Genomic DNA, 19,505 nt, shown 5'->3' with positions numbered 1-19,505 from the left:
CGTCATTGACGTAAGGATTGGACGACATCTGGATCAGGTGTGACGTAAAGTGTCGTTTGATCCGTATAGATGACGAAGCCGGGTTTTGCACCACTCGGTTTCTTGACATATCGTAACTCCGTAAAATCGACCGGGACTTGGCTCGATTCACGTGCTTTCGAGTAGTAGGCGGCAACAATCGCTGCTTCTTTTAACGTTGTCTCATCCGGTGCATCACTTTGAATGATGACGTGCGATCCTGGGATATCCTTCGTGTGTAACCACGTATCGGACCGACGTCCAAACTTGAACGTCGCGTAATCATTTTGTTTATTGTTCTTTCCGACGAAGAATGGAAGGCCGGTCGAAGAACGGTATGCTTCGAGTTGTGGGAGTTGCGGTTTCTTTTTCTTCTTTTGTCGTTCGCGCAGATAACCTTCTTCGACGAGTTCCTCGCGCATTTCCCGGATATCTTCCGGGGATGCGACGTCGAGTTGCGCAAGCAAACCTTCGAAGTACGCAATCTCGGCTTGGTTCTTCTCAAGCTGGCGCGCGACTTCGACTTTGGCGGTCTTTAATTTGTTATACCGTTTGTAATAACGCTGTGCGTTCTCATTTGGCGAGAAGCGGGGATCAAGCGTGATCGTGATTTCAGCACCGTCTGGATCATAGTAATCGACGACGGTTGCTTCCTTCATCCCGCGTTCGAGCTGATAGAGATAAGTCGTCAGCAGTTCTCCTTTATGCTTCCATTCATCCATTCGTAACGTCGCTTCTAAATCTTTTTCGAGTTTTGAGCGCTTTAAGATATTCTTATCGTACTCACTCTTGATGAACCGTTCGAGATCGGCCGCTTGTTGTTTGACACGATCGCGGTTTGCTTTTTGATGGAAGAATGCGTCGAGGACTTGACCACTCGTCGCGAACGTCTTTTCGTCAATGATTGAACCTTCCGTTAAGCGGACCGGTGCAAAGCGTTCTTTGCCGCCTTCCATCCGTTGCAATACATAAGGACCGTTTAGTTCTTTTAAGACGTCCTGGAAAGCGGTAGCAAGATTCGTCCGGTTCGCAAGACCTGCCCGCGTGACGACTTCCTTAGCGATTTGTGGAGACAAACCGCTGAACAGACCAAGTAACTGGCGATCCAGTTTCCCAGCGTTCCAGTCGATTCGGTGGAGTGCCTTTTCGATATCTCCTGTGAGTGGATCCACTTTATCCTGTGCTGGTGGAAGTTGATAGGTCATCCCTGGCATGATCGTCCGGAATGTATTTTGACTGAGTGGTAAGTGTTTGATCGCATCGAGGATCTTATCTTGTCCATCGGTCAAAATGATGTTCGAGTGTCGTCCCATCAACTCGACATAGATTTTTTTCGCTTCCTCATCGCCAAGTTCGTTCCGGGAACGGACACGTAAGACAATGATTCGGTCGCGTTCGAGTTGTTCGATCGATTCGATGAATCCGCCTTCGACATGCTTGCGAAGCATCATACAGAAGAGTGGGGGTTCACTCGGGTTGCTGACCGCTTCCGACGTAATGTGCATCCGTGCATACATGGCATTCGCAGAGGCGAGCAACAATACGTTTTTTCGCTCGGCGCGGACCTGGAATACTAAATCCAATGTATATGGTTGGTATACCTTATTGATCCGTCCTCCAACGAGCGGTTGGAGTTCTTTGACGACGCGTGTCGTCATCAATCCGTCAAAAGCCATACGATTACCTTCTTTCTTGATTTCGTTCTCACTTTCTAAAGGTAACAGAAATGGCATCGTTATGGTATGATAAAGCAGTCGAGCTAAAAAAGATGACTTGCGAACTTCCCGTCTCTACTGCTAATATGAAACAATGTGAAGTTTGTGAGATGGAGGGGTTTTGAAGTGATTTTCAAAGAGCGTGGCTTATTACTCGTATTATCTGGTCCAAGTGGTGTCGGAAAGGGAACGGTCTGTCGTGCCTTGCGCGAAGATCAGGATAACGATCTGCATTACTCGGTATCCTGTACGACGCGCCAACCGCGTGAAGGAGAAGTAGATGGTGTCCACTATTTCTTTAAATCGCGTGAAGAATTCGAAGAGATGATTGCGAACAATCAACTCTTGGAATATGCTGAATTCGTAGGGAACTACTATGGAACACCTGTCGAATGGGTGAACCAGATCCTAGATGAAGGAAAAGACGTCATTCTCGAAATCGAAGTTCAAGGGGCCATGCAGGTCAAAGAACATTTTCCGGAAGCTGTCTTCTTATTCCTTGCACCTCCAAGCCTCCAAGAATTACGGAACCGCCTCGTAGGGCGTGGAACGGAATCGGAGGAAGTCATTAAGCAACGTCTTCTCGTCGCTAAGGAAGAGATCGAGATGATGGATGCCTATGACTATGTCGTGACGAACGACGAAATTCATAAAGCCTGTGACCGGATCCAAGCGATCGTCACAGCGGAACATTGCAGTCGGGAACGTGTCGCGTCCCTATATAAAAAAGCCATGGAGGTTAAGTGATATGTTATATCCATCAGTTGATAAGCTTCAAAAGAAAGTACCGTCGAAATATACAATCGTTACAGTTGCCGCTAAGCGTGCGCGTCAAATCCAAGACGGGAAACGCGTGAAAGTCACGAACCCAAAATCGCATAAACCGGTCGGGAAAGCTTTAGAAGAGCTTTATTTCGAAGAAGTATCCGTCACGAACCAACCGCAAGACTAATTTTGAAGCAGCCACTTGTCATCGTGGCTGTTTTTTTCAATAAGGAGGACACCTACATGTTAACCAACCGAAACATTCTACTGTGTGTCGGCGGTGGAATCGCTTCCTACAAATCAGCAGCACTCGCTTCAAAGCTTGTTCAAGCAGGCGCGCACGTTCAAGTCGCGATGACGCGTAATGCGCAACAATTCGTCGGTAAGACGACGTTTGAAGCACTGACGCGAAAAGCGGTCTATGATGACGTCTTCATCGAGCATGATCCGTCAAAGATCGCCCATATCGATTTAGCGGACGAAGCGGACCTGATCGTCGTCGCACCAGCGACCGCGAATTTGATTGCAAAACTCGCGCACGGGATCGCGGATGATTTCATCACGACGACGATCCTTGCAGCGACATGTCCCGTCATCGTCGCTCCAGCGATGAATGTCAACATGCTCGAACATCCGGCGACAGTCCGCAACATCGAACAACTGAAGCAGGACGGTGTCCAGGTGATTGCACCGGGAGTCGGAAATCTCGCATGTGGTTGGGTCGGGAAAGGTCGTTTACCTGAACCGGAAGATTTAGTCGCAACACTCTCAACGTTCTTTGAAGAGAAGTATCTAGCCGGACGAAAAGTCTTGATCAGTGCGGGACCGACCGTGGAACGGATTGATCCGGTTCGTTACTTGACGAATGATTCTTCAGGAAAGACAGGAATTGCGCTAGCAGAAGCGGCAAGAGACGCAGGTGCCGATGTCACGCTCGTCCATGGACCACTTCGGATCGGATTACCGACCGGGATAACGACGATTGCTGTTGAATCGGGAGAAGAGATGCTCGAGGCTATGTTACGTGATTATGAGACGCAAGACATCGTCATCATGTCTGCTGCCGTAGCTGACTATCGACCGTCTATCCAATACGATCAGAAGCAAAAGAAAATCCACGGACCACTTCGAATTGAACTCGAAGAGACGACCGATATTCTGAAGACGCTTGGTGAGCAGAAACAACATCAGTTATTAGTCGGATTTGCGGCTGAGACGACGGACGTCGAGACGTTCGCGAAACAAAAGCTCGTCCGAAAGAAAGCCGATTTCATTGTCGCGAATGATGTGTCACGATCTGATATCGGATTCGTCAGTGATGAAAATGAGGTCGTCGTTTTTGGGGAGAATGATTCCGTCACGCGATACGATCAACAATTGAAATCGACGCTCGCCAAATCGCTCATGCGCCAATTCGCGGAGGCATTGGCATGATAGCCGAAGTCATCGTTGACGTCGCAGCAGCAACGGTCGATCGTCCGTTCGATTATGCAGTGCCAGAACTTTGGCAAGAGCTGATCGTTCCCGGTATGCGCGTCGAAGTACCATTTGGTCCACGGGCGTTGCTTGGAATCGTCGTCGGAACGAAAGCTACCTCTGATCTGACGAACGTCAAATCGATCGTGCGTGTCTTAGATGAGACCCCGACCTATACACAGGAATTACTCGAGTTATCAGCGTATCTATCGGAAACGACTTTGTGTTTTCAGGCGACGGCATTGCTTGCGATGCTGCCGGCTGCCTTAAAGGTGAGTTATGATAAACTGGTCATAGTCGAGTCGGGCCCACTTCGGGCATATCATGGTAAGAAAATGAGTCAATTACCAACGGAAGTGCAGCAAATCGTCTTAACAGCGGCGAAACAAGCTGACGTGACGCTTCAACCAGTCATTCGCGAGAAGAAGACGTCTAAGATCGATAAACGGATTCGTCTTCTAGAGGAGCAAGCAACTTTTACGAAACAAGCGAGCCAACAAGCGGCACTTTACTCGTATATTCAAGAATTTCCGGATGCGCTTTGGAGTGAAGTCAAGCAGGCAACGGGCGCAACGAGCGCGACGTTGAACGCTCTCGAGAAAAAGAGCATCATTCAAGTCGAGACGATCGATGTTCGGCGAAATCCTTATGAACATCTCGTCCAAGACATCTTTGTGCCGTCCTCTTTGACGGAAAAGCAACAGGAAGCTGTCTCGGCGATTACGGCTGAAGCTGAGACCGGAACATTTTTGTTACATGGCGTAACAGGAAGCGGTAAGACGGAAGTGTACCTTGAATCGATTCATGCACAACTCGAACGCGGTAGACAAGCGATCTTGCTCGTCCCAGAGATCAGTCTGACGCCGATGATGGTCAAACGGTTTAAACGCCGTTTCGGAGAACGGGTCGCTGTCTTGCATAGCGGTCTATCGCTCGGAGAAAAGTATGATGAGTGGCGCAAAATCGCCCAAGGCGAGGTCGATGTCGTCGTCGGTGCACGGTCTGCTGTGTTTGCGCCGCTGACGAACATCGGAATCATCATTCTCGATGAAGAACATGAAACAACTTATAAGCAGGAAGAGAATCCGCGCTATCATACGCGCGATGTCGCAAAATGGCGGGCAGCCTATCATCGTTGTCCCGTCGTGCTCGGAAGTGCAACACCGTTACTCGAGACGTATGCACGGGCACAAAAAGGGGTTTATCGTTACTTACCGCTTCGTGAACGATTTGGTGGGGAACTGCCTCCAGTTGACATCGTTGATATGCGTAAGGAACTCGAACGGGGCAATCGTACGCCGTTCAGCCTCGCGCTAGTCGAAGGCATCAAAGAACGCATCGAACGTGGGGAACAGACCGTCTTACTCCTGAACCGTCGCGGATATACGACCTTCGTCTTATGTCGGGATTGCGGGGAGACGCTACAATGTCCGCATTGTGCCGTCAATTTAACCTATCACCAACATGAAGATCGTTTGAAATGCCACTACTGTGGGTTTGAAGCCGCAATGCCGAAAACTTGTCCGTCCTGTGAATCGACGAAAATTCGTCAGTTCGGAACGGGTACGCAAAAGATTGAGGAAGAATTGGCACACTTGATTCCGGAGGCGCGAATCATCCGGATGGATCAGGATACGACGTCGCGTAAAGGTGCGCATGAGAAATTACTCGATGCCTTTGAACGCAAGGAAGGAAACATTCTGCTCGGAACACAGATGATTGCAAAAGGTCTCGACTTTCCGAACGTTACACTCGTCGGAGTGATTGCTGCCGATGCGACGCTTGGTATTCCGGATTTTCGAGCAAGTGAGCGCACGTTTCAGTTGATCACCCAAGTGTCCGGTCGTGCCGGACGGGGTCAACTCGCTGGTCAGTCAATTATCCAGACCTACAACCCGGAGCATTACGTCATTCAAACTGCCAAACAGCATGATTTCGAAACGTTTTATAAGCGAGAGATGCAATTGCGAAAGCTCGGTGGGCATCCACCATTTTGGTTCCTTGGTCTGATTACAGTTTCAGCAGCGCATCCGCTCGAAGCACAAGCAGAAGCGCAGCAAATCGCTTCCGAGCTTCGTGCCTTTGAATCTGAGGATTTAGTCGTCAATGGACCGTTTGATGCACCACTCGCTCGACTCAAAAATATGTACCGGCAACAGGTCTTAATTAAACATAAAGGACAGGAGGATGTCCGGACACATCTCCGTGATATCTTATCCCGTCGTCAAAAATCAAAAACACAAGTCGCGATTGACTTGAATCCATTTGTATTCATGTGAGGTGTCTGTATGTATAAAGTAGTAGAAGTACCAAATGATGTATTACGACAGGTGTGTGAACCTGTCACGAAGTTTGATAAAAAACTCGGTAAAATGATCGACCGGATGTTCGATACGATGTACGAATATGACGGGGTTGGTTTAGCCGCACCGCAAATCAACCAGCCGATTCGTGTAGCCGTCGTTCATACCGATGATGAGACGGGACCAATCGAGCTGATCAATCCGGAAATCATCGAAGCGGATGGTTCGCAAATCGATGACGAAGGCTGCCTTAGCATGCCAGGCATCTTCGGACCGGTTGAACGGTTCGACCGAATCGTCGTCAAGTCTCAAGATCGTCTCGGGCGGACGGTTAAAATCAAAGCAAAGGGCTTTTTTGCACGTGCCATCCAGCACGAGATGGATCATTTAGACGGTGTCCTGTTCACGGATAAACTCGTCCAGAAAGAAAAACCGCGCGTCGTCTTCATGGGGACACCTGAGTTTGCGGCAGGGACACTGCGTGAAGTGATCGATGCTGGGTATGACGTCGTCGGTGTCGTCTCACAACCAGATAAACCAGTCGGAAGAAAACGGGAAGTCAAACCGACGCCTGTAAAACTCGTCGCGATGGAACACGATATTCCTGTGTTGCAACCGAAACGAATTCGAGAGGATTATCAAGATGTTCTCGATTTAAAACCTGATCTCATCATCACCGCAGCTTACGGTCAGATCGTCCCGACAGCTATTTTGGAAGCACCACGTTTTGGGGCGATTAATGTCCACGCGTCACTCTTACCTAAATATCGTGGCGGTGCACCGATTCATCAAGCGATCATCGATGGAGAAAAAGAGACAGGTGTGACGATCATGTATATGGTCGATCGGCTAGACGCAGGTGATATGTTGTCAAAAATCATCGTTCCAATCGAAGAGAACGATACAGCCGGTTCGATGTTCGAGAAGTTAGCGGACGCAGGAGCGCGCCTGTTACTTGAAACGTTACCACGTCTGTTCGCAGGTGAATTGACACCGGAAGCACAAGTCGAGGAAGAAGCGACATTTGCGCCGAACATTTCACGTGAGCGGGAACGACTTGATTTTACGCTACCGGGTGAGACACTCTATGATCAAATTCGTGGGATGAATCCATTCCCGAGTACGTATACGATGCTTGGGAACGATCGATTAAAAGTCTTTTTCGCAACGAAAGTCTCAGGAACGGGACGACCGGGTGAAATCATCGCATTAGAAGCGGATGGTCCCGTCATCGCGACAGGTTCCGAAACAGCGTTGAAGCTGATCGACTTACAGCCGTCCGGCAAAAAACGGATGGACGGTGCTACGTTCATGCGTGGGATCGGTCAATCGCTTGAACTCGGACAACAAGTAGGTGAGAACGCATGAATGTACGTGACGCAGCAGTAACGACACTGATGAAAATTGGTCAAGGTGGTGCCTTCTCGACAATCACCGTCCACCAGATGCTTGAAAAGCGTGCTATCTCAGCAACAGATGTCGGCTTGTTCACGGAACTCGTTTACGGGACGCTCAGTCGTGAATTGACGCTTGATTATATTTTAGAACCATATTTAGCGAAACAGAAAAAACTTGATCCATTCATGCGCCCATTGTTACGAATGAGTGTCTATCAGTTGTTTTATCTCGATCGTGTACCGGATCATGCCGTCATTCATGAAGCCGTTGAAATTGCTAAAAAACGTGGGAAAGTCCATGTCTCGAAAGTCGTCAACGGAGTGCTACGGAATGTATTACGGGCGGGAATGCCTCATTTCGCTGAGATTGAGCCTGCTGCAAAACGAATCAGCATTGAAACGAGTCACCCGCAGTGGCTCGTCGAACGTTGGATCGAACTGTTTGGTCCGGAAGAAACGCTTCAGATCTGTCAATTAAATAACACACCGGCACCGGTCACGGTCCGCATCAATCGCACGAAAACGACGCGGGAGGAAGCAATCGAGCTTCTACTCGATCAAGGTGTGACGGCAAAACCATCTACGGTCGCGCCGGACGGTCTCGAAATCGAACGAGGAAGCGTCCAAAAAACTGATCTGATTGACCGTGGGTATCTTTCTCTTCAGGATGAGAGCTCAATGCTCGTCGCCCGTGCGCTTGGTGCAGAAGCATCCGATCATGTACTCGACAGCTGTGCCGCACCTGGTGGGAAAGCGATGCATATTGCTGAAGGTTTGACGACGGGTACACTACAGGCACTTGATCTTCATCCACATAAGATTAAATTGATTGAACAGCAAGCGACACGATTAGGTCTTACGACTGTTCAAGCAGAAGCGTTAGATGCCCGTAAAGCAGGGGAACGTTTCAAAGTAGAATCCTTTGACCGGATTCTTGTCGATGCACCTTGTTCAGGACTTGGTGTCATTCGGAGAAAACCGGATATCAAATGGACGAAACGTCCAGAACAACTCGAGCAACTCCCAAAAATTCAACGAGACATCTTGACATCTGTCTTACCACTCGTTAAAAAAGGTGGAATCTTCGTCTATTCGACTTGTACGATTGATCCGACCGAAAACGAGGAGCAGACAGCGTTCATTCTCGATCAGGGTTTTGACTTTGATGCATCTTTCGCGGAACGCATGCCAGAATCCGTGCGGCATCTAATCGGAGATAGAGCAGAACTCAAGTTGTTACCGACGACAGTCGGAACGGATGGCTTCTACATTGCCGCGTTTAAGAAACGAGAAGATTGATACGAACGGAGGACTGTCATGGAGTTAGCTCACCTTTCGACCACTGGGAAAGTCAGGACTAAAAATGAGGATACGGTATTACTCATCGGGAACGCTGAACGTGGTCTTGCCGTCGTTGCGGATGGTATGGGAGGTCACGCTGCTGGCGATATCGCAAGTGCGATCGTTCGCGAGGTATTTGAAGCATCCTTTTCCCTCATGCCAAATCGTCCGATGGAATTGTCCGAATGGATAGAACAACGCGTAGCCGAAGCGAATGCCCGGATTCTTCAGTTTTCAAAAGAAGAACAACTTGCGATCGTCGGAACGACCATTGCCTGTGTGTGCTGGGTCGAGGATTTGCTCGTCATCGGTCATGTTGGAGACAGTAGGGTCTATGCCCTTGAGGGTACGGCGTTAAAACAATTGACGGATGATCATTCTTACGTCAACATGTTACGACAAATGGGAGAGCTTTCGGACGAGGAAGTCGAAAATCATCCACGTAAAAATGTCATCACACGATCGGTCGGCTCGAACGAAACGGTCGAAGTCGACATTCAAGTAAGAGATGCTCCAGACTATGACCTCGTCCTTGTGTGTAGCGACGGGTTGACCGATGAAGTGCCAGATGATGTCATCGAACAAATCATCTTACGGGATGATCCGCTTGATGAGATCGTCGGACGATTGGTGAAAGAAGCGAATGCTCGAGGAGGCGCGGATAATATTACGATTGCCGCCATCCGGTTCAAAGAAAGAAAGAGGGTCTGAATATGCGATACGGAGATCGATTAAATGACCGCTACCGCATAGAACGGCTAGTTGGAAGTGGCGGGATGGCGAATGTCTATCAAGCCTATGATGAGATTTTAAAGCGTCATGTTGCCATTAAGATTTTACGGACTGAATTTTCGCATGACGAACAGTTCATTCGTCGATTCGAACGTGAAGCGCATGCTGCTACCAGCTTGAATCATCCAAACATCGTTGCCGTCTATGATGTAGGCGAAGAAGATGCCATCTATTACATCGTCATGGAGTATATCGATGGTATGACATTAAAGACATTTTGTGAAAATCAAGCATTACCTGTGCCGCAGGCCGTCGATATCATCGCTCAAATTTGTGATGCGATCGATCATGCCCATGCACACCGAATCATCCATCGCGATATCAAACCGCAAAACATGTTGATTCGAGAGGATGGTACCGTCAAAGTAACGGATTTCGGAATCGCTGTGGCGATGTCGAATGCGACTCTGACGCATACTATGTCCGTCCTTGGGTCTGTCCATTACTTCTCGCCAGAACAAGCAAAAGGTAAATTTGCCGATGAGAAGTCGGATATCTATTCGCTTGGTGCTGTCTTATACGAACTTGTGACAGGACAAGTACCGTTCGAGGGTGATTCACCGGTTGCAATCGCTTTGAAGCATCTGCAAGATACACCGCGTCGTCCATCCGTCTTGAATCCGAAAGTGCCACAAGCGCTTGAGAACTGTATCATGCAGGCGCTCGCAAAAGCACCGCATGACCGTCAGCAGTCCGTCGCAGCCTTTAAGGCAGATATGGTGACGGCGTTGTCTGACGAACGAGCAAGTGAAGGCATCCGAGGTGCAGAAGAGGATGAGATGGAAAAGACGATGGTCTTATCACCTGTACAAGTGCCAGAAGAATCAAAAGCGGAACCGGACACACCTGTCGTCACGACCGTTCAACCGAAACCGTCAGAAAAGAAAAAGAAAAAACGCTGGTGGGTCATCCTATTATTACTGGTATTACTCGGTGGAGCGGCTACGACGTTTGCGATGTGGCCGGATCCTACCGTTACGGTACCGTCCGTCGTCAAAACGGATGGAGATGAAGCGGAAACGAAGCTTGAGAAACTTGGATTTGTTGTCGAGACGACAGAACGAAACAGTGATACGGTCGATGAGGGAGACGTCATCAGTCAGACACCGCGTGAAAACGCACAGGTCAAGAAGGGCTCGACAGTCAACTTGGTCGTCTCTACCGGAAGTGCTCCGGTCGAAGTACCGGATGTGACAGATGACGCTGAAAAAGAGGCGATTGAGACGTTAAAAGAGGCTGGATTCGCTAAAGTCGAGGTCGAACGTGAAAAGTCGGATGAAATCGAGCGAGGTAATGTGATCCGGCAATCGATCTCGGCTGGTACGGAGGTCATCGCGAAAGAACAAACGATTACGATCACCGTCTCGGAAGGAACATCTTCCTTCGAGTTGAAGGATTTGACGAACTTATCGAGTGACGAAGCAAAAGCCTACCTGGACGAAAAAGGGCTCGATGGAACGTTCGAGCAAGAATTTTCTAGCGACGTGAAACTCGATCAAGTTATCCGTCAATTCCCACAAGCAGGGACTCAAGTCGAACCGAACGACTCCGTGACGGTCTTCATCTCAAAAGGTGAGGAAGAAAAAACGTTGACAGCGACGTTCCCTGAAAAGGTCGTCTATGACGCAGTCAGCGAGAACGAGGACGAGGAACCACCGAAACAAGTCATCCGGATTGAGACGGAAGATGCGAAAGGGAAGCGGACCGTCATCGAAGAATCAATTGACCAAGATGAGACATTCGACGTGCCGGTGACGATTGATCCGGGAGAAGAAGGCAAGATTACGATTTATAAAGACGATACGGTGTATCGTTCAAAAACCATCACGTACAATCAAGCAAAAGACGCACAGTGAATGTGATGAAAAAGGAGTGCATAGGATGACGGAACAACGCATCGAAGAGAATCGAGAAGGAACGATCATACGCCTGCAGGGTGGCTTTTATGATGTCATGACACCAGAAGGAGAGGTCCGTTCACGGGCAAGAGGGAATTTCCGAAAACGCGGCATCAGTCCAGTTGTTGGAGACGAAGTCGTTCTTCATATCGAAAGTGAGACCGGGTATATTCTCGAAGTGAAGGAGCGGGACAACTTTTTAGTACGCCCGCCTGTCGCGAATATCGATCAAGCGTTGCTTGTCGTCTCGGCTGCAGAACCTGATTTTTCAGCGCACTTGCTCGATCGTTTCCTCGTCTTGATCGAAGCGAAGGAAATCCAACCCGTCATCCTGTTAACGAAGATGGACTTGCTTGATGATGTCAAAGGTCCTGCAGTTAGAGAGGCAATTGCCGCTTACCGGAAGATTGGATATACGGTCATCGAGACATCCAGTGAGACGTTGTCGGGTGTTGAGCAAGTCCGTCCGTTACTGGCCGGGAAAACGAGTGTTCTTGCCGGACAATCTGGAGTTGGGAAAAGTTCGCTCTTGAACGCACTTGAACCAACACTCGACTTAGAGACGAGTGCGATTTCGAAATCACTCGGACGTGGGCGGCATACGACACGACACGTCACGTTGATGCCACTTGCCGAAGGCTTGATTGCTGATACACCAGGTTTCTCGAACCTTGATTTTCCGTATGATATGGAAATCGAGGATGTACGGTGGAGTTTTCCTGAATTCGTGGCTGTACAGGACGAATGTAAGTATCGAGGATGTTTGCACTTGAATGAACCCGGATGTGCTGTCAAGGAAGCCGTCGAAGCACAAGAAATCATGTCCTCTCGTTATGAGAACTATGGTATGTTTATAGACGAAATCAAGAATCGAGCCCGGAGGTATTGAAGATGATTAAAATTGCACCATCTATCTTATCAGCAGATTTTGCGAATCTTGAGCGTGATGTCAAAGCAGTCGAGGCAGCAGGCGCGGACTATATCCATTTCGATGTCATGGATGGTCAGTTCGTACCGAATATCTCGTTTGGACTACCTGTGCTCAGCAGTTTACGTCAAAAGACGGATATGGTCCTTGATGTCCATTTAATGATTGACCAGCCAGAACGTTTCGTTGAAGATTTCGTTAAGGCAGGGGCAGATATCGTGACGTTCCACGTCGAAGCGACGAACCACGTCCACCGTGTTTTACAACAAATCAAGCTATCCGGTGCAAAAGCAGGGGTCGTCTTGAATCCTCACACGCCATTATCGACGATTGAACACGTCCTTGAGGATGTCGATATGGTCTTATTGATGACGGTCAATCCGGGCTTTGGTGGACAAGCCTTCATCGAGAATGTCATGCCAAAACTCGCATCACTTGCACAAATGAAAGCAGATCGTGATCTGACATTTGAAATCGAGATTGATGGTGGCGTCAACCCGGAAACAGCAAAACTTTGCATCGAAAACGGCGCGAACGTTCTTGTCGCGGGATCAGCAATCTACAATGCACCAGATTATGCGGAAGCGATCACTAGCATTCGTCAAGGGGCTGCCGTATAATAAGAACGAGAAAACGAAATATGATGACCGCAAGGGGTGTCGCTTGAAAAGCGGCTGAGAGGAGTCTTTTAGACTTTAACCCTTCGAACCTGTTCCGTTCAAACGGACGTAGGGATGTGGCGCACGCAGGCAGTACGGCGTTCGTCGTATTGCCTTTTTGCGTCCTCTCGTACAATGAAGGAGGAAATAGCATGAAACGGTTACAAATGATGATGGAAATTGCCATCTTCGCAAGTCTCGGGGTCGTCTTTGATTTACTGATTCCATTTAAAATGCCACAAGGCGGTTCAATCAGCTTAGCGATGTTACCGATCTTTGTCATGGCATTTCGCCACGGTGTCATCGGAGGTGTCGTCACAGGAGCGCTTGTTGGTACGATCCAACTGATGTTCGCCCCACAAGTCTTGACGATCGTCCAACCATTACTCGATTACACGATTGCATACGGTGTCGTCGGACTGAGCGGTCTGTTCGCCCGTCAGGTTAGACAAACTGCACGTAACGGACAAAAGAAACGTTTGATGGCGTTCGTTCTCCTTGCAACACTATTAGGCGCAGGACTCCGTTATATCTGTCATGTCATCAGCGGAATCGTGTTCTTCGCGAAATATGCAGAAGGTCCAGTCGTGCCATATTCATTAGTTTATAACGCGACATACATGGTACCATCTTATGTTTTATGCGGTGTCGTCGCGGGTCTCCTCTTTACAACTGCGCCACGTTTACTACGTTATTCAGCACGAGGCGTCTGAGATGCGGGCGATTCTCGTGTGCGCCGGTCCTCAAGAAGAAGTGCCTGATTTGCGGATGCTTTGTCAGTCTAGTGATTTCATCATTGGTGTCGATGGTGGTGTTCAGACTATTGAATTGTTTGGGCTGACATGCGACATGACGATCGGTGATTTTGATTCGCTTGGTTACGTACCTGAAGGAGCAATCGTTCATCCGGCTGAGAAAGATGAGACGGATCTCGAACTCGCCCTTCGTACAGTATCAGAGATGAAACGGTTTGATGATACTATCATCGTCGGAGCAACAGGTGGACGACTCGACATGACCGTTCAAAATGTGTATTTATTGAAGCAATACCCTGAAGCGCGACTCGTCACGAAACGGGAAGAGGTGCGATATTTGGCAGTAGGATCGTATGCAGTCGAAGCCGAAAGCTATCATTATCTTTCTTTCATTCCACTTGTGCCGTCAATCTTGAGTTTAGCTGGAGTCAAATATCCACTTGATATGCATCCTGTTCCGGTCGGAGGTTCCTTGACCGTCAGTAATGAATGGAGTACGTCAGAAGCGACAGTAGAGCTCCATCAAGGAGAACTATTGATGATGCGAACACTTAAGGAATAGAACAAGCATATGAAAAAAGGCCGTGGATGATACCGCGGCCTCTTTTCATATGGCATTATTCTTCGAGTTGGGAAGGGGCGACTCGAATGTCACTTTGAGCCGATAGGTGTTTTCCTTTAATGAACAGATGATAGCTTCCCCACATGACGAGGAAAAATGGAACACCGATGTATAAAGCAATTCGTTGATCCGCTTGAAACGCAAGACTGAAAAGGACAACGACATTAAGTGTCAACGATATCAACGGTAATGCTGGATAGAATGGCGTCTTGAACTTTAGTTCGGATAGATCATGTCCGTTTCGGATGAACTGACGGCGGAACGCAAGTTGCGAAGCGGAAATTGAAATCCAACCGACTTGAGCACCGAGTCCAGCTAAAGACAAGAGCCAGATAAAGACGGTATCCTCTGCGAAAAAAGCTGTCAGAAGAGATAACATCGCAAACATCATCGTAAAGAGTAAAGCGCGCATCGGCACACCACGGGCATTAACATAAGATAATTTCTTTGAAATCATCCCTTCTTGTGCCATTGCCCATAACATTCGGGTCGCGGCATACAATCCCGAGTTCCCGACGGATAATAGTGCTGTCAAGACGACGATGTTCATCAAGTCAGCGGCATACGGGATGCCGATCGCATCAAAGACCATGATGAATGGACTACTGACTCCGCCAGCCGTCTCATACGGAATCAATGCACCGACGATCGTGATCGATAAGACAAAGAAAATGAACGTGCGCCAAACTGTATTCCGGATAGCTTTTGGAATCGATTTTTCAGGCTTATCGGACTCCCCAGCCGCGACACCGATCAATTCGGTCCCCTGAAAAGCAAAGTTGACAGCAATCATCGTCGTCAAGACACCGAGAATTCCGTTCGGAAACCAACCGCTTGCCGTGAAGTTTGCAAACAATGAGGATGGACGATCTGCTTCCATCGGTAACCAGCTAAACCAAGCTGCGCCACCAAGAATGATGAAGAAAAGAATGGCGAGTACCTTTAAACTTGAGAACCAGAATTCCGCTTCCCCGAACGCTTTGGCGGAGACGGCGTTTAAACCGAATAACAAGACCGTAAAGACGGTACACCAGACAACGACCGGCACATTCGGAAACCAACGGTCCATCAAACTACCTGCAGCTGTGATTTCAAGTGCGACCGTCACAGCCCAGCCGAGCCAGTAAATCCAACCGACGGCAAAGCCGACCCCTGGTCCGATAAAGCGGGTCGTATAGGTCTGAAATGACCCCGAGACCGGCAGATAGACCGCTAATTCTCCAAGACATAACATCGTCAGATACATGATGGTCCCACCCACGATGTAACTGAGGACCGCCCCGAGAGGTCCTGCTTGTGAAATCGTTAATCCTGACCCTAAAAATAAGCCTGTTCCGATAATTCCACCGAGTGAAATCATGAACAGGTGTCGACTCGTCATCTCTCGTTTGAGTTGCATGATGACTTCCCCCAATTCTGACAAAATAAAGTACGTTCCTATTGTAAGCGTTTTCAATAAAAGCGACAATTAGTTTATGAGAAAAATAAATGAGGGCATAAAAAAACCGGAAGGGAAGATTCCCATCCGGTGGTTGCGCCTTATACGCGTTCGACTTTACCTGATTTAAGAGCTCGAGCTGAAACCCAAACCTTTTTTGGCTTACCGTCGACGAGGATACGTACTTTTTGTACGTTGACTCCCCAAGTACGTTTTGTTTTGTTCAATGCGTGTGAACGGTTGTTACCCGACTTTGGCGATTTCCCAGTAACGTAGCATTTACGTGCCATGCGTTCCGCCTCCTTTTATGTTGTTTTGCGTTCGTCCTAATAGACACTTTGCTATCTTAGCATGGTGTCAGGGCGGTTGCAACATAAAAAAAGTAGCTGACAAGAAAAAAACTTGACAGACAACCTCGAAATTTAAAATAATGGATGAGGATGATGGTAAAAGTTCATTTGACCGCTACTATTTTTCACTTATTCATTGTATAGTCAGTACGGCGACTTTTCAATAGTAGGTCCTTATAGTAGAATTATGAGAAGAATACAATATTCAAAGGGGGCTACTCAGGTGGCGATCGAGATGAAAACGACCTATGGAAAGATTGATGTAGATAATGATGTCGTCGCGCAACTTGCGGGCGGCGCAGCAATGGAATGTTTTGGTGTCGTTGGTATGGCATCCCAGTCTCAAATCAAGGATGGTCTTGCTGAACTCTTAAAACGTGAGAACTTTGCACGCGGTGTCATCGTTCGACAGGCTTCAGAGCAAGTTCATATCGATATGCATATTATCGTAAGTTATGGGACGAAAATCTCAGAGGTGGCGAACAACGTACAGAGTCGCGTGAAATACACGCTCAGTCAGGCACTAGGTCTTGACGTGACATCTGTGAACATCTTTGTCCAAGGAGTCCGCTTGACGAATGTCTAAGGCGGAAATAGAGGAGGAAACTTTAGTGAGTGTAGATCGTTTAACAGGAGCGCAGTTAGTCAAGATGATTCAAAATGGCGCGGCGAATCTTTATCAAAACGCAGATTTCGTCGATTCATTGAACGTCTTCCCTGTGCCAGATGGTGATACGGGAACGAACATGAATTTGACGATGACTTCAGGAGCAAAAGAAGCAGGTAAATCCACTTCGGATTCTGTATCGGAAGTCGCGAACGTCTTCGCACGTGGATTATTAATGGGGGCGCGCGGAAACTCTGGCGTCATCTTAAGTCAATTGTTCCGTGGATTCTCGAAATCAATCGAAGGCAAAACAACGATTGATACGAAGGAATTCGCAGATGCATTACAAAAAGGTGTCGATACAGCATACAAAGCAGTCATGAAACCGGTCGAAGGGACAATCTTGACAGTTGCCCGTGAAACAGCTGTCGCTGCTATCGCACAATCTGAGACGACGACGGATTTCTTAGAGTTGATGCGTCAACTCGTCGAAGCTTCGAAAGTATCGCTCGACGGTACACCAGAACTTCTTCCTGTATTAAAAGAAGTCGGCGTCGTTGACTCTGGTGGTCAAGGTCTCGTCTGTATCTATGAAGGATTCCTCGCGACACTCGAAGGAAAAGAACTTGATAAGCCACATGCGCCAGTCATGGAAGCACTCGTCGAAGCAGAGCATCATAAATCGGCTCAAAGCTTCATGTCGACAGAAGAGATCCATTACGGTTACTGTACGGAAATCATGGTTCGCTTCCAAGATGACAAGTTAGCAAATGCACCGTTCAGTGAAGAAGCATTCCGGAACGAATTATCGGAATTCGGTGATTCGTTGCTCGTCGTCGCGGACGAAGAGCTCCTTAAAGTTCACGTCCACGTCGAAACGCCAGGAGAAGTCATCACAAAAGGACAACGTTTCGGTGAGCTCGTTGCTGTTAAGATTGAAAATATGCGTCAACAACACTCGACGATCCTCGAAGAAGAGGGCGCGAACCAAGTCACTCCAGTCGTTGCACCGAAGGCAAAAGCAAAAGCGGCCCTTGTCACAGTCGCAATGGGTGAAGGTATCAGTGAACTCTTTAAATCACTCGGTGTCAGTGTCGTCATCGAAGGCGGACAAACGATGAACCCGTCAACGGAAGACATCGTCAAGGCGATCGAGGATGCACACGCTGAACATGTCTATGTTTATCCGAACAACTCGAACATCATCATGGCCGCTGAACAAGCAGCATCTGTTGCGAATTGTGGCGTAACCGTCGTGAAATCAAAGACAGTTCCACAAGGTTTGGCGGCGACGATCGTCTATAATCCGGAAGCGACTGTTGAAGAGAACGAAGCACATATGGAGGATGCGATCGCAGCTGTGAAGTCGGGTCAAGTCACTTATGCCGTACGTGATACGAATATTGATGGTGTTGAAATCAAGAAAGACGATCACATGGCGATTGCTGAAAAACAAATCGTTGCTACGGACACTTCGAGTCTTGGTGCTGTCAAGAAACTGGTCGATACACTCGTCACGGAGGACGACGAAATCGTCACGGTTCTTTACGGTGAAGGCGTGGCTTCGGAAGAGGTCGACGAACTCGTCGCGTACATCGAATCGGTCAATCCGGATGCTGAAGTGGAAGTCCACGACGGCAAACAACCACTTTATTCGTACATTTTAAGCGTCGAATAAAACCATCATACTGAAAAAGGGCGACTAGCCTTTTCACGAATCCCACCATCTGCGATAATAGAGGTGGGATTTCGTTTGTTTCATAGAAAGGGGAAAAGAAATGAAATATCGTAGCGTCTTTGACATCATCGGACCAGTCATGGTTGGTCCATCGAGCTCGCATACAGCAGGGGCTGCACGGATTGGATTGATGGCGGGTAAATTATTCGGGGAAACGCCTACTGTCATCCACATCACGTTTTACGGTTCATTCGCGGATACGTATCGTGGACATGGAACGGATGTCGCCATCATCGGCGGTGTTCTCGGATACGATACGTTTGACGATCGGATTCCACAATCGATCGATATCGCGAAGTCGAAAGGGATTGAGATTCATTTCGAGACGAGTGAAGCGTTGACGGATCATCCGAATACGGCTCGTGTCCATTTGACGAATGGAGTAGAAGAGTTTGAATTGGTTGGTATTTCAATTGGTGGGGGAACGATTGAAATCACAGAATTAAATGGTGTACCGCTTCGTTTGTCCGGTGGGGGACCGGCACTCGTCGTCTTGCACCATGACCGCTTTGGTGCGATTGCAGCCGTGACGAGCATTTTGGCTGATTACGAAATCAATATCGGGCATATGGAAGTGTCACGGCATGAAAAAGGAAAACAAGCACTTATGGCAATTGAGATTGATGACCGGATTACGGCAGAAGTGTTGGAAGAAATCGATCGGTTACCTCAAGTCGAGCGTGCCGTCATGATGGGAGAGTGA

The 19,505-nt window shown here is 48.3% G+C and carries 18 protein-coding genes, 1 pseudogene and 1 riboswitch; of the genes and pseudogenes, 16 read left to right on the top strand and 3 right to left on the bottom strand.

All coding sequences use genetic code 11. From position 1 onward, the window contains the following. Nucleotides 1–2 precede the first annotated feature (2 nt). Entirely contained in the window at nucleotides 3–1,694 is a 1,692-nt protein-coding gene (locus HZS85_RS06970) for an Rqc2 family fibronectin-binding protein (RefSeq protein ID WP_214854581.1), read from the bottom strand. A gap of 168 nt (nucleotides 1,695–1,862) precedes the next feature. Here HZS85_RS06970 and gmk point away from each other — a divergent pair, with 168 nt between their 5' ends. The 13 genes and pseudogenes from gmk to HZS85_RS06910 all read left to right on the top strand — a co-directional run bounded on the left by gmk (nucleotide 1,863) and on the right by HZS85_RS06910 (nucleotide 14,609). Then, on the top strand, nucleotides 1,863–2,480 hold the full coding sequence (gene gmk / locus HZS85_RS06965) for a guanylate kinase (protein WP_174316772.1): 618 nt from the start codon (nucleotides 1,863–1,865) through the stop codon (nucleotides 2,478–2,480). A 1-nt stretch (nucleotide 2,481) separates the two neighbouring features. Beyond that, nucleotides 2,482–2,685 (top strand): DNA-directed RNA polymerase subunit omega, encoded by a 204-nt coding sequence (gene rpoZ, locus HZS85_RS06960; protein WP_029342114.1) that lies wholly within the window; start codon nucleotides 2,482–2,484, stop codon nucleotides 2,683–2,685. Nucleotides 2,686–2,741: 56 nt separating this feature from the next. After that, nucleotides 2,742–3,932, top strand: a complete 1,191-nt coding sequence (gene coaBC / locus HZS85_RS06955; RefSeq protein WP_214854579.1) for a bifunctional phosphopantothenoylcysteine decarboxylase/phosphopantothenate--cysteine ligase CoaBC — start codon at nucleotides 2,742–2,744, stop codon at nucleotides 3,930–3,932. Next, a complete protein-coding gene (gene priA / locus HZS85_RS06950) occupies nucleotides 3,929–6,253 on the top strand; it encodes a primosomal protein N' (protein WP_035406880.1) in 2,325 nt (774 codons plus the stop codon). Before coaBC ends, priA begins: the two co-directional genes overlap by 4 nt. Before the next feature lie 9 nt (nucleotides 6,254–6,262). Then, nucleotides 6,263–6,700 (top strand): annotated as a pseudogene (gene def / locus HZS85_RS16755) (peptide deformylase); the annotation flags it as partial. Nucleotides 6,701–6,724: 24 nt separating this feature from the next. After that, entirely contained in the window at nucleotides 6,725–7,645 is a 921-nt protein-coding gene (fmt, locus tag HZS85_RS06945) for a methionyl-tRNA formyltransferase (protein WP_251137889.1), read from the top strand. After that, complete coding sequence (gene rsmB / locus HZS85_RS06940) at nucleotides 7,642–8,973, top strand: 16S rRNA (cytosine(967)-C(5))-methyltransferase RsmB (protein ID WP_214854575.1); 1,332 nt, start codon at nucleotides 7,642–7,644, stop codon at nucleotides 8,971–8,973. Before fmt ends, rsmB begins: the two co-directional genes overlap by 4 nt. Before the next feature lie 18 nt (nucleotides 8,974–8,991). Continuing rightward, a complete protein-coding gene (locus HZS85_RS06935; RefSeq protein ID WP_056062297.1) occupies nucleotides 8,992–9,726 on the top strand; it encodes a Stp1/IreP family PP2C-type Ser/Thr phosphatase in 735 nt (244 codons plus the stop codon). Between the two features lie 2 nt (nucleotides 9,727–9,728). Beyond that, a complete protein-coding gene (gene pknB, locus HZS85_RS06930) occupies nucleotides 9,729–11,663 on the top strand; it encodes a Stk1 family PASTA domain-containing Ser/Thr kinase (protein WP_214854573.1) in 1,935 nt (644 codons plus the stop codon). A 25-nt stretch (nucleotides 11,664–11,688) separates the two neighbouring features. Continuing rightward, entirely contained in the window at nucleotides 11,689–12,594 is a 906-nt protein-coding gene (rsgA, locus tag HZS85_RS06925; RefSeq protein WP_214854570.1) for a ribosome small subunit-dependent GTPase A, read from the top strand. 2 nt (nucleotides 12,595–12,596) lie between these two features. Next, a complete protein-coding gene (gene rpe, locus HZS85_RS06920) occupies nucleotides 12,597–13,253 on the top strand; it encodes a ribulose-phosphate 3-epimerase (RefSeq protein WP_214854567.1) in 657 nt (218 codons plus the stop codon). A gap of 22 nt (nucleotides 13,254–13,275) precedes the next feature. Next, nucleotides 13,276–13,385, top strand: a riboswitch (TPP riboswitch). 59 nt (nucleotides 13,386–13,444) lie between these two features. Continuing rightward, the gene (gene thiT / locus HZS85_RS06915) at nucleotides 13,445–14,005 is read left to right on the top strand and encodes an energy-coupled thiamine transporter ThiT (protein ID WP_214854564.1); all 561 of its coding nucleotides are present in this window, start codon (nucleotides 13,445–13,447) and stop codon (nucleotides 14,003–14,005) included. A gap of 1 nt (nucleotide 14,006) precedes the next feature. Further along, nucleotides 14,007–14,609 carry a thiamine diphosphokinase gene (locus HZS85_RS06910; RefSeq protein WP_214854562.1) on the top strand — a complete coding sequence of 201 codons (603 nt, stop codon included), beginning with the start codon at nucleotides 14,007–14,009 and terminating at the stop codon, nucleotides 14,607–14,609. A gap of 55 nt (nucleotides 14,610–14,664) precedes the next feature. Here HZS85_RS06910 and HZS85_RS06905 read toward each other — a convergent pair whose 3' ends face one another. Both HZS85_RS06905 and rpmB read right to left on the bottom strand, forming a co-directional pair. Continuing rightward, nucleotides 14,665–16,068 carry an amino acid permease gene (locus tag HZS85_RS06905; protein ID WP_214854560.1) on the bottom strand — a complete coding sequence of 468 codons (1,404 nt, stop codon included), beginning with the start codon at nucleotides 16,066–16,068 and terminating at the stop codon, nucleotides 14,665–14,667. 140 nt (nucleotides 16,069–16,208) lie between these two features. Further along, the gene (gene rpmB, locus HZS85_RS06900; RefSeq protein ID WP_023468758.1) at nucleotides 16,209–16,397 is read right to left on the bottom strand and encodes a 50S ribosomal protein L28; all 189 of its coding nucleotides are present in this window, start codon (nucleotides 16,395–16,397) and stop codon (nucleotides 16,209–16,211) included. Nucleotides 16,398–16,680: 283 nt separating this feature from the next. Between rpmB and HZS85_RS06895 the strand changes: the two genes are divergently transcribed. The 3 genes from HZS85_RS06895 (at nucleotide 16,681) to sdaAB (ending at nucleotide 19,505) form a co-directional block, all read left to right on the top strand. Next, nucleotides 16,681–17,043, top strand: a complete 363-nt coding sequence (locus HZS85_RS06895; RefSeq protein WP_023468757.1) for an Asp23/Gls24 family envelope stress response protein — start codon at nucleotides 16,681–16,683, stop codon at nucleotides 17,041–17,043. 25 nt (nucleotides 17,044–17,068) lie between these two features. Then, nucleotides 17,069–18,742, top strand: coding sequence for a DAK2 domain-containing protein (locus HZS85_RS06890; protein ID WP_396200978.1), 1,674 nt, complete (start codon nucleotides 17,069–17,071; stop codon nucleotides 18,740–18,742). A 100-nt stretch (nucleotides 18,743–18,842) separates the two neighbouring features. Continuing rightward, a complete protein-coding gene (gene sdaAB, locus HZS85_RS06885) occupies nucleotides 18,843–19,505 on the top strand; it encodes an L-serine ammonia-lyase, iron-sulfur-dependent subunit beta (protein ID WP_023468755.1) in 663 nt (220 codons plus the stop codon).

The sequence above is a fragment of the Exiguobacterium sp. s130 genome (assembly GCF_018619055.1).
In the GTDB taxonomy this organism is placed as follows: Bacteria; Bacillota; Bacilli; order Exiguobacteriales; family Exiguobacteriaceae; genus Exiguobacterium_A.
This window is presented reverse-complemented; position numbering and strand designations above follow the sequence as displayed.